The organism is Burkholderia sp. L-4 (genome assembly GCF_056856535.1).
Map to the genome: position 1 here is coordinate 2,035,087 of NZ_JBXEOX010000001.1, position 15,788 is coordinate 2,050,874.

At 67.6% G+C, this 15,788-nt stretch carries 13 protein-coding genes; 2 read left to right on the forward strand and 11 right to left on the reverse strand.

The genetic code is table 11. From position 1 onward, the window contains the following. Positions 1-165: 165 nt before the first annotated feature. Together pgeF and AC1VVG_RS09430 are read right to left on the reverse strand one after the other, a co-directional pair. Positions 166-1,005 carry a peptidoglycan editing factor PgeF gene (pgeF, locus tag AC1VVG_RS09425; protein ID WP_034188973.1) on the reverse strand — a complete coding sequence of 280 codons (840 nt, stop codon included), beginning with the start codon at positions 1,003-1,005 and terminating at the stop codon, positions 166-168. A gap of 6 nt (positions 1,006-1,011) precedes the next feature. Then, positions 1,012-2,223, reverse strand: coding sequence for an RluA family pseudouridine synthase (locus tag AC1VVG_RS09430; RefSeq protein ID WP_034188624.1), 1,212 nt, complete (start codon positions 2,221-2,223; stop codon positions 1,012-1,014). A gap of 41 nt (positions 2,224-2,264) precedes the next feature. Between AC1VVG_RS09430 and AC1VVG_RS09435 the strand changes: the two genes are divergently transcribed. Further along, complete coding sequence (locus AC1VVG_RS09435) at positions 2,265-3,089, forward strand: outer membrane protein assembly factor BamD (protein ID WP_034188625.1); 825 nt, start codon at positions 2,265-2,267, stop codon at positions 3,087-3,089. 121 nt (positions 3,090-3,210) lie between these two features. Here the strand turns inward: AC1VVG_RS09435 and yoaA are convergent, their stop codons facing one another. The 3 genes from yoaA to AC1VVG_RS09450 all read right to left on the reverse strand — a co-directional run bounded on the left by yoaA (position 3,211) and on the right by AC1VVG_RS09450 (position 6,557). Beyond that, positions 3,211-5,460: a DNA repair helicase YoaA gene (gene yoaA / locus AC1VVG_RS09440; RefSeq protein WP_124669681.1), complete on the reverse strand. Its 2,250-nt coding sequence runs from the start codon at positions 5,458-5,460 to the stop codon at positions 3,211-3,213. A gap of 55 nt (positions 5,461-5,515) precedes the next feature. After that, complete coding sequence (locus AC1VVG_RS09445) at positions 5,516-5,731, reverse strand: HP1242/YdcH family protein (RefSeq protein WP_006478692.1); 216 nt, start codon at positions 5,729-5,731, stop codon at positions 5,516-5,518. Positions 5,732-5,807: 76 nt separating this feature from the next. After that, a complete protein-coding gene (locus AC1VVG_RS09450; protein WP_482835557.1) occupies positions 5,808-6,557 on the reverse strand; it encodes a hypothetical protein in 750 nt (249 codons plus the stop codon). Between the two features lie 160 nt (positions 6,558-6,717). Between AC1VVG_RS09450 and AC1VVG_RS09455 the strand changes: the two genes are divergently transcribed. Then, positions 6,718-9,042 carry a Tex family protein gene (locus AC1VVG_RS09455; RefSeq protein ID WP_034188628.1) on the forward strand — a complete coding sequence of 775 codons (2,325 nt, stop codon included), beginning with the start codon at positions 6,718-6,720 and terminating at the stop codon, positions 9,040-9,042. 102 nt (positions 9,043-9,144) lie between these two features. Here AC1VVG_RS09455 and AC1VVG_RS09460 read toward each other — a convergent pair whose 3' ends face one another. The 6 genes from AC1VVG_RS09460 to hflC form a co-directional block, all read right to left on the reverse strand. Further along, the gene (locus AC1VVG_RS09460; RefSeq protein ID WP_049036608.1) at positions 9,145-11,061 is read right to left on the reverse strand and encodes a potassium transporter Kup; all 1,917 of its coding nucleotides are present in this window, start codon (positions 11,059-11,061) and stop codon (positions 9,145-9,147) included. Positions 11,062-11,337: 276 nt separating this feature from the next. Then, positions 11,338-11,934, reverse strand: coding sequence for a phosphoribosyltransferase (locus tag AC1VVG_RS09465; protein ID WP_006485899.1), 597 nt, complete (start codon positions 11,932-11,934; stop codon positions 11,338-11,340). Between the two features lie 7 nt (positions 11,935-11,941). Beyond that, complete coding sequence (locus AC1VVG_RS09470; RefSeq protein WP_034188630.1) at positions 11,942-13,288, reverse strand: adenylosuccinate synthase; 1,347 nt, start codon at positions 13,286-13,288, stop codon at positions 11,942-11,944. 113 nt (positions 13,289-13,401) lie between these two features. Beyond that, positions 13,402-14,550 (reverse strand): ATP phosphoribosyltransferase regulatory subunit, encoded by a 1,149-nt coding sequence (locus tag AC1VVG_RS09475; RefSeq protein WP_034188631.1) that lies wholly within the window; start codon positions 14,548-14,550, stop codon positions 13,402-13,404. 101 nt (positions 14,551-14,651) lie between these two features. After that, positions 14,652-14,843: a DUF2065 domain-containing protein gene (locus AC1VVG_RS09480; RefSeq protein WP_009687995.1), complete on the reverse strand. Its 192-nt coding sequence runs from the start codon at positions 14,841-14,843 to the stop codon at positions 14,652-14,654. Positions 14,844-14,879: 36 nt separating this feature from the next. Continuing rightward, positions 14,880-15,779 carry a protease modulator HflC gene (gene hflC / locus AC1VVG_RS09485; protein ID WP_049034102.1) on the reverse strand — a complete coding sequence of 300 codons (900 nt, stop codon included), beginning with the start codon at positions 15,777-15,779 and terminating at the stop codon, positions 14,880-14,882. Positions 15,780-15,788 lie beyond the last annotated feature (9 nt).

A 15,788-nucleotide genomic window follows, 5' to 3' on the forward strand; every position in this document is an offset into this window, starting at 1 on the left:
CGCGTGCAACAGGCGGGACAAGGGTTCCGGCGAAACATAAACCATTTTGTCCGGCTTGACTTCGGGATTTTCCATTCAGTTGCGCATGCGATGCCGCAGTGCCGTCTAAATATCGAGATAACCCGATTTCGCGACGCGGCAAATCCCGCACGCATGCGCATGCCGTCAATCGGCCAGCCAGATCGCCGCTGCCATGCGGCCCGTCACGCGATCGCGGCGGTACGAATAGAAGCGTGCCTGTTCGGTGACCGTGCAAGCCGCCCCGCCGCTCACGTGCGCGACGCCCGCACGCGCGAGACGCAAGCGCGCGAGCGCGTACAGATCGGCGAGAAACTTGCCGGGCGCGCCCTCGATCGCGACGAACGCGAGCCCGGTTTCATCATGCTCCGACTGCGGAGCCGTGTCGAGAAACGCGTCGCGCACGTCCGCGCCGACCTCGAACGCCTGCGGGCCGATCGCCGGCCCCAGGTACGCATGCAGCGTGTCCGTCGCGCCGCCGGCAAGCGCCGCGACGCGAGCCGCGGTCTGCTCGACGATGCCGGCCGCGAGCCCGCGCCAGCCCGCGTGCGCGGCGCCGACCGCGCGGCCTTGCGCATCGCACAACAGCACGGGCAGGCAATCCGCGACCATCACGACGCAGACGGCGCCGGCCCGGTCCGTGACGCTCGCGTCGGCCCGCACCGGCGCAGCCGCCGCGGGCGCCGCCGCGATCACCTCGTCGGCGCGGACGATGTCCGCACCGTGAACCTGCTCGAGCCACGCGGCGCTCGACTGGCCCGCGAGGGCGAGCAAACGCGCGCGATTCGCGGCGACACGGGCCGGATCGTCACCGGTATGCAGGCCGAGATTCATCCCGCCCGGCCGCGCCTCTCCCTCCTGCCAGCGCCCGTAAGGGCCTTCGCTCACACCGCCGTCGCGCGTCGTGATCAGCGCGCGCACGCGCGGCGACACCTGCCAGTCGGGCTGCACGCAGTCCTGCCACGTCAACGGCGCCAGGTTCGTCATCGGCACTCACGCCTCCTCGTCGTCTTCCAGGTACGGCTCGTCATCGTGATACTCGCCGCCGAAATCGTCATCGTCGTAGACACCATCGTCGTCGTCGAATTCCTCGTCGCCCTGCCCGAAACCGAGCGCCGCGACGAGCGTGTTCAGGTCGTCCGGTAGCGGACAGCGCCATTGCATCGCCTTGCCCGTGACCGGATGCACGAGGCCGAGCCGCCACGCATGCAGCGCCTGTCGCGCGAAGCCGTCCGGCAGCGGCGTGACCGAACGCTTGCCGCGCGCGCGCCCGTAGACGGGATCGCCGAGCAGCGGGTGCCCGATGTGCGCGCAGTGCACGCGGATCTGGTGCGTGCGGCCGGTTTCGAGATCGCACTGGATCGCCGACACCGGCTGACGTTGCCACAGACATGTGTCAACCGTACGGAAATGCGTGCGGGCCGGCTTGCCCGACGCGCCGGTGACGACGGCCATGCGCGTGCGCTCGCGCGGATCGCGGCCGATCGGCGCGTCGATCGTGCCTTCCTCGGGCATCGTGCCCCACACGAGCGCGAAGTAGCGGCGCTTCACCGTGCGGGCCTGCAACTGCCGCACGAGGTCCGTCTGCGCGGCCAGCGTGCGCGCCACCACCATCAGGCCGGAGGTTTCCTTGTCGAGCCGGTGGACGATTCCCGCGCGCGGCAGGCCGGCCGCCGCATCGCCGTAGCGATGCAGCAGCCCGTTGAGCATCGTGCCGCTCCAGTTGCCGGCGGCCGGATGCACGACGAGGCCGGCCGGCTTGTTGATCACGACGAGCGCGTCGTCCTCGTAGATCACGTCGAGCGGCACCGGCTCCGGCGTGAACGCGAGCTGCTCGGGCAGCAGGTCGGGCACGAGCGCGATCTTGGCACCGAGCGGCACCGGCTGGCGGATCTTCGCCGGCGCGCCGTCGACGAGCACGCGCTGTGCCTCGATCCAGCTCTGCAGGCGGCTGCGGGAGAATTCGGGGAACAGCTGGGCAAGCGCCTTGTCGAGGCGCTCGCCCGCGAGCGACAGCGGCACTTCGACGACGCGCGGCGCCTCGTCGACCGCCGCGGACGGTACGACGGGCGGCTGCATGACGTCGCCGGCCAGATCGTCATCGAGGGAATCCCCCGACGCAGCGTCGGCGGGCCGATCGCTTGGGCTATAATCTTCGCGATTTGGTGTGCCCGGCTGGGCATTCTGCGAACTTGAACGGGTCATTTAGACTGGGTCACCGAGACTTGAAGCTAGGACATGCGAGCATGATGAATTCGACCAAACGCACGGCCAGAACCGCCGCCGCCCGGGCTGCGGCGGTAGCGGCCGCGGCCCTCATCGCCGGCTGCCACGGCTTGCCGCAGAAGCAGGACGAGACGGCTACCTGGTCGAATAACAAATTATACTCAGAGGCCCAGGACGCACTGTCCGGCGGCGACTGGGGCAAGTGCGCGAAATATTTCGAATCGCTGCAAGGCCGCGATCCGTTCGGTCATTTCGCGCAGCAGGCACAGATCAACGTTGCATACTGCAACTGGAAGGACAACGAAGCGGCCGCCGCCGACCAGGCCGTCGACCGCTTCATCCAGCTCCACCCCGATCATCCGGATATCCCGTACGCGTACTACCTGAAGGGGATGATCCACTTCAACGACGATCTCGGCCTGTTCGGGCGCTTCTCCGGCCAGGACATGAGCGAACGCGATCCGCAGGCGCTGCGCGAGTCGTACGATGCGTTCAAGGTCGTCGTCGACCGTTTCCCGAAGAGCAAGTACGCGCCCGATGCAGCGGCACGGATGCGCTACATCGTCAACGCGCTCGCGTCGCACGAAGTGCACGCGGCCGACTACTACTACCGTCGTGGCGCCTACGTGGCGGCAATCAACCGCGCCCAGCTCGCGATCAAGGATTACAAGGGTGCGCCGGCGATCGAAGATGCGCTGCACATCATGATCCTGTCGTACAACAAGCTGAACCAGCCGCAGCTCGCCGAGGACACGAAGCGCGTGCTCGCGGGCACGTTCCCCGACAGCCCGTACGTCACGGGCCATTCGCGCCCCGGCGCGAAGAAGTCGTGGTGGCAGTTCTGACGAACCGCGCGGCGCAACGCCCGTTGCACGAACAAAAAACCCGGCCATCGAGCCGGGTTTTTTATTGGCGCCGCAATGCGGCGCCGCGGGGGCGATCGCGCGGCGCCGGCCGCGCGGATCGTCACATGCGTTTGTCCGAGCGATGCTCGTCGAAGAAATCCTGCACGACCGCGATCTCGCGCGTGCGCTTGAACGGCGGCAGGCTCTGCCAGATCCGGCGCCCGTAGGGCTTGTCGACGAGCCGCGTGTCGCAGATCATCAGCACGCCGCGATCCGTCTCCGCGCGAATCAGCCGGCCTGCGCCCTGCTTCAGCGTGATCACGGCCTGCGGCAGCTGATGCACGGCGAACGGGCTCAGGCCCTTCTTCGTCAGGGCATCGAGACGCGCGGCCAGCACCGGATCGTCCGGCGGGGCGAACGGCAGCTTGTCGATCACGACGAGCGACAGCGCGTCGCCGCGCACGTCGACGCCCTCCCAGAAACTCTGGCTGCCGACCAGGATCGCATTGCCGTATGCGCGGAAACGGTCGAGCAGCTCGGTGCGGCTCGCATCGCCCTGCACGAGCAGCGGCGTGTTCCAGCCGCGCGATTCGATGACATCGCGCAACTTCGACGCGATCCGGTCGACCGCGCGCAGCGTCGTGCACAGCATGAACACGCCGCCGCCGGACGCCTCGATCGCCGGCAGCGCGGCATCGAAGACGGCATCGGTAAACGCCGGCGAAGACGGCTGAGGCAGGTTGCGCGGCACGTACAGCAGCCCTTGCGACTGGTAGTCGAACGGGCTCGCGAGCGTCATCGAGCGGCGCGAGCTGAGGCCCATCTGCGCCGCGTAGTGCGTGAAATCGCCGCGCACCGACAGCGTGGCCGACGTGAACACCCATGCCCGCGGGACACCTGCACGCTGCTTCGCGAAGATCGGCGCGACCGACAGCGGCGTTTCGTGCAGCTGCACGGTATGCGCGAACACCTCGACCCAGCGCACCTTCTCGTTCGGATCGCCGTCGGAGGTCGCCTTGTCGCCGGCCGCTGCCGCGTCGGCCTGCGCGGCCGCCTCCGCCGCGCCGGGCGCGACCCAGCCGGCCAGCAGATCCTGCAGCTCGCGCGCGCGCCGCAGGCACGCGCCGAGCGACTCCGCCCGCTCGGCCTGGCTCGCGAGCGCCGACGCGAGCGCGTCGAGCGCCACGTCGAGCGCGTCGAGCGCGCCGAACATCGGATGATCGTCGCCGAGCTGCGCCAGCGACATGCGCACGATCTGGTCGTTCGCGAACGCAAGGCGCAAGTCGCGCGCCGCACGTTCGAGATCGCCGCCGAGCTTCACCCACTCGACCGCGTCGCGCGCGTGGCCCAGGCCCTCGGCCACCGTGTCGCGGGCGAGTTCGAGGATCTGCGTGGTCGACAGCGTCTCGCCGAAGAACAGCGTCGCCGTCTCCGGCAACTGGTGCGCTTCGTCGAAGATGACCGTGTTCGCGTTCGGCAGCAATTCGGCCATCCCGGTGTCGCGCAGCATGATGTCCGCGAAGAACAGGTGATGGTTGACGACCACCACGTCGGCCTGCTGCGCCTCGCGCCGCGCCTGCATCACGAAGCATTCCTTGTAATGCGGGCACTCCTGGCCGAGGCAGTTGTCGCGCGTCGACGTGACCATCGACCACACGGGCGCCGTTTCCGGCACGCTCGCAAGCTCGGCCTTGTCGCCGCTCTTCGTGATCTTCGCGAAGCGGACGATCTCCTGCAGATACGCGGTGTCCTGCCGCGACGGCAGGCGGCCGTTGTCGGCCGTGCGTTGCAGGTAGTAATGGCACAGGTAGTTGGCGCGCCCCTTGAGCATCGCCACCGACACCGGCACCGCGAGCGCGTTGCGCACGGTCGGGATGTCGCGCTGGAACAGCTGGTCCTGCAGGTGTTTCGTGCCGGTCGACACGATCACCTTGCCGCCCCACAGCATCGCGGGCACGAGATACGCGTAGGTCTTGCCGGTACCCGTACCGGCTTCGACGATCAGCGTGTTGTCGGCCGCATCGGTGTCGGATTCGGCTGATGCGGCGCCGTCCGCGCCCGGCTCGGCTGCCTTGTCGCCGTCGCCGAGGCGGCGCGCCGGCCGCTTGCGTGTTTCGAAGATCTCGGGCTCGGGCATCCGGCGCGCGGACGCTTCCATCGCCGACGCGACAGCGCGCGCCATCTCGATCTGCGAGGTACGCGGCCGGTAGCCGTCGAGCGCGCGCGCCAGCAACCCGCCCTCGCCGAAAATCGTGTCGAGTTCGTCGACGCGCTTGCGGCTCAGCTCGAAGGTGCCTTCGGGCGCACGAACGCGTCCGGCGGACGTCGCGTCACGCCGGGCATCGGGGGTGGCTTCAAGCGGTGAATTCAAGGCAAGCGTTCCTGTGTCCAGCGCCCGGGCGGCGCCGGCGCTTGCCAGGCCGCGCTCAGGCGCGCTTATCCGGTTCGAGCTGCGATTGCAGCAGAATGATTTTGTCCTTGGCTGCCAGCTTTTCCTTCTTCAGCCGGTGCAGCGTGATGTCGTCGATGTCGGAGTGCCCTTCCTTCAGCTCGATCTCCCGAGCGAGCTGCTGGTGCTGCTCCTGCAATGCAGCCAAACGGTTGTGCAATTCCTGCTGCTGTTCCGTGTGACGGTTTTGCATAGTTGCCTCCTCATCGAAGCAGCGCGGCGGCTGGCATGCCGACGCGCCCGAGACTGATCCCGATCAATCCAACACGTTACTGCCCCTGCTGTTGCTGCCTGGCCTTCTCGGCCGCTTCCTGCTGACGTCGCTCGACATCGGCCTTGTGCTGCGCGGCTTCCTTCTGCTTCTGCTCGTAGCGCGCGGCGTTGTCCGCCCGCTCCTGCGCCTTCTGCGCCGCCTGCTGGTGCGCCTGGTCGAGCTTGCGCTGGAAGTCGCCCTGCTTCTGGTCGAATGCCTGCTTGCTCGCCGCGCGCTGCGGCCCTTCCGCGCCGCGCTGCGCCTGCTTCAGTGCATTCTGCTCCTGCTTGTCGCGGAACGCAGCCGCGTTCGCCGCATCGTTCGCCGCCCGCTGCGGCGCTTCCGCCGCGTTCTGCGCCTGCTTCAGTGCCTGCTGCTGGTCGCGCTGCTGCGCGCGCACCGCGCGCTGCTCGTCGTTGAGCGCGAGTTGCTCCTGACGGATGCTCGCGCGCTCGTCGCGCATCTGGTCGCGCGCCTTGCCGAGACAGTGATTGACGAAAAAGGTGCTGTAGCAATTATGCTCGGCCACCGCATAACGATAATCGTTTTCCGCGGTGCGTTGATTGAGCACTTTTTGACGGGCGTCGAAATCCGGTGCGGCGGAGGCCGCAACGGGCGCGGCCGCGACGGCGTCCGGCGCGGTTGCGCCCGAGGCCTGCGCGAACGCGCCGGAAGGCCCGGCGGACAAAGCCGCGGCGAGCGCTGCGCCGAGCGCGACGAGAGAAATTCGGGAAGTTGGCAACGTCGTAGGAAAGCTGCGGGACATGTGTCAAATTCTATCACCCCCGGCTGGACGCTCCGCCATTTATGGCAAAATGCCCCGCTTCACTCACCCGCGGCATCAGGCCCGTCGGGCCCGCCATGCAGCCCGCCGCGTCGGGCCTGCCGGCCCGCGCCGCGATTTCAGCAGGCAGATCATCCACGACATGACGGAAACCGTAGCACTCAAGATCGTACAGCGCATCGCCACCGAACTGTCCGTCCAGCCGCGCCAGGTCGCGGCGGCCGTGCAACTCCTCGACGAAGGCTCGACCGTTCCGTTCATTGCCCGGTACCGCAAGGAAGTGACCGGCAACCTGGACGACACGCAGCTGCGCCAGCTCGAGGAACGTCTCCTGTATCTGCGCGAACTCGAGGATCGCCGCGCGGCGATCCTGTCGAGCATCGACGAACAGGGCAAGCTGACGGACGAACTGCGCGCCGCGATCGACGCGGCCGACAGCAAGCAGGTGCTCGAAGACCTTTATCTGCCGTACAAGCCGAAACGCCGCACGCGTGCGCAGATCGCCCGCGAAGCCGGCCTCGAGCCGCTCGCGCAGGCCCTGCTCGCGAACCCGCTGCTCGACCCGCAGGCCGAGGCGGCCGCGTATGTCGACGCCGACAAGGGTGTCGCCGACGTGAAGGCCGCGCTCGACGGCGCGCGCGACATCCTGTCCGAACAGTTCGGCGAAACGGCCGAGCTGCTCGGCAAGCTGCGCGACTACCTGCACAACCAGGGCGTCGTGTCGTCGGCGGTCGTCGAGGGCAAGGAAAACGAGGAAGGCGAGAAATTCCGCGACTATTACGACTACGCGGAAACGATCAAGACCGTGCCGTCGCACCGCGCCCTCGCGCTGTTCCGCGGCCGCAACGCGGGCGTCCTGACGGTCAAGCTCGGCCTCGGCGAAGAGCTCGACGCGCAGGTGCCGCATCCCGGCGAGGCGATGATCGCGCGCCATTTCGGCATCGCGAACCAGAACCGCCCGGCCGACAAATGGCTGTCCGACGTCTGCCGCTGGTGCTGGCGCGTGAAGGTGCAGCCGCATATCGAGAACGAACTGCTCACGCAACTGCGCGAAACGGCCGAAACCGAGGCGATCCGCGTGTTCGCGCGCAACCTGAACGACCTGCTGCTGGCCGCGCCGGCCGGCCCGAAAGCCGTGATCGGTCTCGACCCCGGCCTGCGCACGGGCGTGAAGGTCGCGGTCGTCGACCGCACCGGCAAGGTGCTCGCGACCGACACGATCTACCCGCACGAGCCGCGCCGCGACTGGGACGGCTCGATCGCGAAACTCGCCCGCATCGCCGCGCAGACGCAGGCCGAACTCATCAGCATCGGCAACGGCACCGCGTCGCGCGAAACCGACAAGCTCGCGAGCGAACTGATCGCGAAGCACCCGGAGCTGCGCCTGCAGAAGATCGTCGTGTCCGAAGCCGGCGCGTCGGTCTACTCGGCGTCCGAGCTCGCCGCGAAGGAATTCCCGGAGCTCGACGTATCGCTGCGCGGCGCCGTGTCGATCGCACGCCGCCTGCAGGACCCGCTCGCCGAGCTCGTGAAGATCGAGCCGAAGGCGATCGGCGTCGGCCAGTACCAGCACGACGTGAACCAGCGCGAACTCGCGCGTTCGCTCGACGCGGTCGTCGAGGATTGCGTGAACGCGGTCGGCGTCGACGCGAACACCGCATCGGTCCCGCTGCTGGCGCGCGTGTCGGGCCTGAACGCGACGCTCGCCCGCAACATCGTCGACTACCGCGATGCGAACGGCCCGTTCCCGTCGCGCGAGCACCTGCGCAAGGTGCCGCGCCTCGGCGACAAGACCTTCGAGCAGGCCGCCGGCTTCCTGCGCATCAACGGCGGCGAGAACCCGCTCGACCGCTCGTCGGTGCACCCCGAAGCCTATCCGGTCGTCGAACGGATGCTCGCGAAGATCAACAAGCGCATCGACGACGTGCTCGGCAACCGCGAAGCGCTGTCGGGCCTGTCCCCGACGGAATTCGTTGACGAACGTTTCGGCCTGCCGACCGTGCGCGACATCCTGTCCGAACTGGAGAAACCGGGCCGCGATCCGCGGCCGGAATTCAAGACGGCGACGTTCCGCGAAGGTGTCGAGAAGGTGTCGGACCTCGTGCCGGGCATGACGCTCGAAGGCGTCGTGACGAACGTCGCCGCGTTCGGTGCGTTCGTGGATATCGGCGTCCATCAGGACGGCCTCGTCCATGTGTCCGCGATGTCGACGAAGTTCATCAAGGACCCGCACGAAGTCGTGAAGGCCGGCCAGGTCGTCAAGGTGAAGGTGCTCGACGTCGACGTGAAGCGCCAGCGCATTGCGCTGACGATGCGCCTCGACGACGACGCGGCAGCACCCGGCATGTCGTCGCGCGGCGGCCAGGATCGCGGCAACGCGGCGCGCGGCGCGGCTCGCCCGCAGCGCTCGCGCGAGCCGGAACCGGCCGGCGCGATGGCCGCGGCATTCGCGAAGCTGAAGCGCTGAACACGCGAAAGCCGCCGCCAGAAGGAAGCCCGCCGAAAGGCGGGCTTTTTTATGCGCCGGCAGCCGTGGCGCGCGGCTGAACGGCCCGCGCGCCGCGTCCGGTCAGATCTCGATCTTCGTGCCGAGCTCGACGACGCGGTTCGCCGGAATCGAGAAGAAGTCGGTCGGCTTCGCGGCGTTCTGGTGCATCCACGCGAACACGCGCTCGCGCCAGATCGACATCCCGGGCAGGTGGGTCGGCACGACCGTTTCGCGTGCGAGGAAGAACGACGTGTCCATCAGCTCGAACGTCATGTCGTGCGCGCGGCCGAATTCCTCGAGGACGGCCTTCACGTCCGGCGTCTCGTTGAAGCCGTACTCGGCCTTGACGATGTACAGCCCGCCGCCCGCATCGCGCGAGGTCTGGCGCTTGTCGTCGCGCACATAGGGAAAGTCGCGCGTGACGAACGTCAGGAAAATGGTCCGCTCGTGCAGCACCTTGTTGTGCTTCAGGTTGTGCAGCAGGCTGACGGGCACGAGCTTGTCGTTGCCGGTCAGGTAGATCGCGGTGCCCGATACGCGATGCGGCGGATGCGCGAGCAAGCCCTGCAGGAACGGCTCGAGCGGAATACCGTCGGCCGCCGTGCGTTCCTTGACGATGTGACGCCCCTTGTACCAGGTCATCAGCAGGAAGAACAGCAGCGCGCCGATGCCGAGCGGCAGCCAGCCGCCCTGCGCGACCTTCAGCAGGTTCGCGCCGAAGAAGCCGAGGTCGATCGCGAGGAACACGGTGATGATTGCGCCGACCAGCAACCGGTTCCAGTTCCACACCTTCACCATCACGACGCACGCGAGCACCGTGGTGATCACCATCGTCGCCGTCACCGCGATGCCGTACGCGGCCGCGAGATTGTCGGAGCTCTTGAAGCCGACCACGATGCAGAGGATCACGAACAGCAGCAACCAGTTCACGACCGGCACGTAGATCTGGCCGATCGCGAGCTCGGACGTGTGCAGCACCTTCATGCGCGGCACGTAGCCGAGCTGGATCGCCTGCGACGTCAGCGAATAGGCGCCCGAGATCACGGCCTGCGACGCGATCACGGTCGCGACCGTCGACAGCACGACGAGCGGCAGCAGCCCCCATTCGGGCGCCAGCAGGAAGAACGGGTTTTCGATCGCTTTCGGATTCTGGATCAGCAGCGCGCCCTGGCCGAAGTAGTTCAGCACGAGCGACGGCATCACGAGCCCGTACGCGGCGATCCGGATCGGCTTCGCCCCGAAGTGGCCCATGTCCGCGTAGAGCGCTTCCGCGCCGGTCAGCACCAGCACGACCGAGCCGAGCACGACGTAGGCCTGCAGCAGGTGGTCGGCCATGAACGACGCCGCGTAATACGGGTTGACGGCCGCGATGATGCCCGGCACGCGCACGATGTGGTACACGCCGAGCGCCGCGATCACGACGAACCACAGCACCATGATCGGGCCGAACAGCTTGCCGACCAGTGCGGTGCCGTGACGCTGGATCCAGAACAGCGCGATCAGGATCACGATCGTGATCGGCAACACGAGGTGGGACAGGTGCGGCGTCGCGATTTCGAGACCTTCGACCGCCGACATCACCGAGATCGCCGGCGTGATCACCGCGTCGCCGTAGAACATGCACGCGCCGAAGATCCCGAGCGCCATCAGCGCGCCCGCGACGCGGGTCTTCGAGTCGAGCGGCCGCAGCGACAGCGCCATCAGCGCCAGCACGCCGCCTTCGCCGTTGTTGTCGGCCCGCATCACGAACAGCAGGTACTTGACGCCGACCACCAGGATGATTGCCCAGAACAGCAGCGAGATCACGCCGAGAATCGATCCTTCGGTGAGCGGAATGCCGTGTGCGGGGCTGAACGCCTCCTTCAGCGAATACAGCGGGCTGGTGCCGATGTCGCCGAACACGACGCCGATGGCTGCTATCGCTAGCGCCCGCATCGAGTGTTGTTGCGTCGAATGCGGCGCGTGTGCGGCGTCGGTCGCGTGGATCGTGTCGTTCATATGAAGCGTAATAATCGGGTCCGGGTCGGACAAAACGAGCGCTATTCTACTCGCGCCCCCGTGAAACGCCGCCCTGCTCTGTTGCCTTGGAACCACGTGATCCACGCTGCGCATGCAATCCGGCGCGAGCTGTGGCAGGGCTGCCATCATAGCCGGGGCAGCGCCGTCTGCCTACTATCGGATTCGTGAAACGCACCGCCCGACGCCCCCGCCGCGCAATGAAAAACGGCGCCGCAAGCGGCGCCGTACCAGGCTTTCCTTCGATCGGCCGGGCGCTTACGCGCCCGAACCGTCGCGCTGCGCGCGACCGCGCTTGATCCACGCCTCGAGGTTGTGCGGACGCACCGTGTCCCACTCCTCGAACGGCTGATGAATCCACGGATTCGTCGGCAGAAACTGCGTGTGATAGTCGGGCTTGACCTTCGAGCAACCCTTGTACCAGAGGACGGCCGAGCGGACGGCCGTCACGGACGGGTAACGCTCCTTCAGGTGCTCCTGCACGCGCGCGAGCGTGACGCCGGAATCGACGAGATCGTCGACCAGCAGCACGTTGCCCGCGAGGTTGCCGCGCGTCATCGTGATGTACTGCGCGATGTCGAGCTCACCCTGCTCGGTGCCGGCCGCTTCGCGGTACGAACTCGTCGCGAGGATCGCGAGCGGCACGTCGTAGATGCGCGACAGCTGGTCGCCGACGCGCAGGCCGCCGCGCGCGAGGCACAGGATCTGGTCGAACTTCCAGCCCGACGCGTGCACCTGGAGCGCGAGCAACTCGATCAGACGGTGATACTCGTCCCAGCCTACCCACAGGTTCTTGTCGTCGTTGCGCGGATCGGTCATCAAGTCTGCCGCCGTCATCGTGATTTGCTGCGTCATCTTGGAGTTACACCTTGAACGGATGGCGGAGCAGGATCGTTTCGTCGCGGTCCGGGCCCGTCGACACCATGTCGACCGGCACGCCGGCCACGTCCTGGACACGGGACAGGTATGCCTGCGCGTTCACCGGCAGCGCATCCCACGTCTTGATGCCGACCGTGCTTTCCTTCCAGCCGGGGAAGGTTTCGTATACGGGTTCGCAACGCGCCACGTCGGCGGCGCCGCGCGGCAGGATGTCCACGTCCTTGCCGTCGATCTTGTAGCCGACGCACAGCTTGACTTCGTCGAGGCCGTCGAGCACGTCGAGCTTCGTCATGCACAGGCCCGACACGCCGTTGATCTGGATCGAGCGGCGCAGCGCGGCTGCGTCGAGCCAGCCCGTGCGGCGCGGACGGCCGGTGACCGAACCGAATTCCTTGCCGACGTTCGCGAGCGTGACGCCGACCTGGTCCTGGCGCTGCGGATTGTCCGCATCGTACAGTTCGCTCGGGAACGGCCCCGAACCGACGCGCGTGCAATACGCCTTCGTGATGCCGAGGATGTAGTTGAGCTTCTGCGGACCGACGCCCGCGCCGGCCGACGCCGCGCCCGCGACGCAGTTGCTCGACGTGACGAACGGATAGGTGCCGTGGTCGATGTCGAGCAGCGTGCCCTGCGCGCCTTCGAACAGCAGGTTCTGGCCCGCGTTGTTCGCGTCGTACAGGCGGCGCGACACGTCGGCCACCATCGGCTTCAGGCGGTCGGCATAGCCGAGCATCGTGTCGAGCGTGGCCTGGAAATCGACGGCCGCGCCGCCCAGGTACTGGGTCAGCACGAAATTGTGGAAATCGAGGTTTTCGCGCAGGCGGTCGGCGAAGGTCTTCGCGTCGAACAGGTCCTGCACACGCAGCGCGCGACGGCCGACCTTGTCTTCGTACGCCGGGCCGATGCCGCGGCCGGTCGTGCCGATCTTGCCCGCGCCCTTGCGCGCTTCGCGCGCCTGGTCGATCGCGATGTGGTACGGCAGAATCAGCGTCGTGGCTTCGGAGATGAACAGACGGTCGCGCACGTTCACGCCGGCCTCTTCGAGCTCGCCGATTTCCTTGAACAGTGCTTCGGGGGACAGGACGACGCCGTTGCCGATGTAGCAGGCGACGCCTTCACGCATGATGCCCGACGGAATGAGGCGCAAGATCGTTTTCTTGCCGCCGATGATGAGGGTGTGGCCGGCGTTGTGACCGCCCTGGAAACGCACGACGCCCTGAGCGTGGTCCGTCAGCCAGTCGACGATCTTGCCCTTGCCTTCATCACCCCATTGCGTTCCCACGACGACGACATTGCGCCCGGGAGTCACGTTCACTGCGCTGGCAGACATGTTGATTCGTTAGCTGGTTAAAAACGTATTCTACCTATGTTCGCGGGCGATTCCGAATTTTTCCGTTTCGCTTCAACGATATGCACGTCGAAGCACGGCCCGCGAACGCCTGTTTATCGGGGTTCGACCACCCATGCGCCGTCACGCTCGACGAGCGAACGGTCGCATGCGAATTCGTCGAGCACGTGGTCGTGGCCGGGCAGCGCCTGGATCACGACCTCGCCCGCATCGCGCAGCGCGGCGACGGCCGCGCCCAGCGCGTCGTCCTGCGCCCACGGCGCGAGAATCGCGGTGCCGCGCGCCTCGACCGGCGAGATCCGCGCGAGCTCGCGCAGGTCGAGCGAGAAGCCCGTTGCCGGGCGCGCACGGCCGTACGCCTGGCCGACGTGGTCGTACCGGCCGCCGCGCGCGATCGCGTTCGGCACGCCGTCGATGTACGCGCTGAACATCGCGCCGCTGTGGTACGCATAACCGCGCAGGTCGGCGAGGTCGATCGCCACTTCCGCGCCCTTCGCCTGCGACGCGAGCTGCGCCAGATCGTCGAGCGCCCGCGTGATTTCCGGCAGCACCGGCAAGCGTGTGCGCGCCTCGGCGAGCACGCCCGCATCGCCGTAAAGGCTCGGCAGCGCGCGCAGCGCGGCGCGCGTATCGGCGCCGAGATCGTCGGTGAGTTCGTTCAGGAGCGGCACGTCCTTGCCCGACAGCGCGTCGTACAGCGACTCGCCGCGCTCGGCGGCCTGCGCGTCGCGCGCCAGCAGCGCCGCGAGCACGCCCGCATGGCCGAGGTCGAGACGGATGCGCGACAGGCCCGCGAGATGCAGCGCGTCGAGCATCAGCTGCTGGATCTCGAGGTCGGCTTCCAGCCCGGCATGCCCGTAGATTTCGGCACCGATCTGGATCTGCTCGCGCGTCGCGTGCAGGCCGCGCGGGCGCGTATGCATCACGTGGCCGGCGTAGCACAGGCGCGTCACGCCCTGGCGGTTCAACAGGTGCGCGTCGATCCGCGCGACCTGCGGCGTGATGTCCGCGCGCAGGCCGAGCGTGCGGCCCGACAGCTGGTCGACCAGCTTGAAAGTGCGCAGGCGCAGGTCGCTGCCGCCGCTCGTCAGCAGCGACTCGAGATACTCGAGCAACGGCGGCATCACCATTTCGTAGCCGTACGAACGGAAGCGGTCGAGCAGCCTGCGGCGCAGCTCCTCGATCTTGCGCGCTTCCGACGGCAGTACGTCGGCGATATTCTCGGGAAGTAACCAGGTCGACATCGGTACGGTCCTACGACGGGAAACGGCGCGCGCCACGCGCGCCGCGAGTTGAATCGGAACTTCGGAATCGGGCGGGACGGACGGCGGATGCGCCGTCCGGATCACGTGGCGAGCAGCAGCAGCACGAGCCCGAGCGCCATCACGATCAGGCCGCCGATCCGGATATGATGCGGCGGCCGCTCAGCTATTCTACGAAACGTGTCGCGCCAGGCGACGGGAAACACGAAGGGGAACGCCCCCTCGATGATCAGCATCAGCGCTACTGCGAGCAACAACGAGCCAGCCAGGTCCATGCGAGCGACGGCGCCGCTCGACGCGGCGCCTCAAAGTCAATGTTTGCGGGGAGCAGGCGCCGCCGGTGCGGCGCCGCCCGTCGGGCTGCGCATGAAGCGGAAGAACTCGCTGTCGGGATCGACGACGATGATGTCGTTGCGCTTGAACGTATTCCGGTAGGCCTGCAGGCTCGCGTAGAACTGATAGAACTGCGGATCGCGGCCGAACGCATCGGCGGCAATCGTCGCGGCCTTCGCGTCCCCCTCGCCCTTGATCGTCTGCGCGGACTTGTATGCGTTCGCGAGCACGGCCTGCTGCTCACGTTCGGCATCGGCCTTGATCCGCTCGACGTCGGCCGCGCCTTCCGCACGCACCTGCGCCGCCTGATCGCGCAGCGTGCCGATCATCCGTTGATAAACGGCATCCGTCTGTGCAGCCGGCAGGTCGACGCGCGTCAGCTGGACGTCGACGACGTCGACGCCGAAGCCCGACGCCTTCGCCTTGACCGCATCGCGGGCCGCATCGGCGATCGCGCGCTGGCCGCCGAGGGCGTCGTCGAGCGCGCGCTGGCCGAACGCGTCGCCGAGCGCACCCTTCAGCGCGCCGGCCAGGCGGTCGGCAGCCGCAGCCGGATCGCCGCCGGTCGCCGTGAAATACTTCAGCGGATCGCTGATCCGGTACTTCACCGCATACGCGACGAGCAGGTCGTGCTTGTCCTGGGTGGCGAGCTGCAGCGGATCGGACGACTCGAGCGATTGCAGGCGCGTGTCGATCAGCGTGGCCGTCTGCAACGGCGGCGGCAGCTTGAAGTGGAGGCCCGGGCCCGCGAGTTCGGGCTGCGCGCCGTCACGGCCCGACAGCACGGCCGCATGACGCGGATCGACGGTCAGGACCGTCGAGGACGCCGCGAAGGCAACGATCACGATCGCGACGACGAGCGCAATGATTCGGTTCATGTTCTGCGC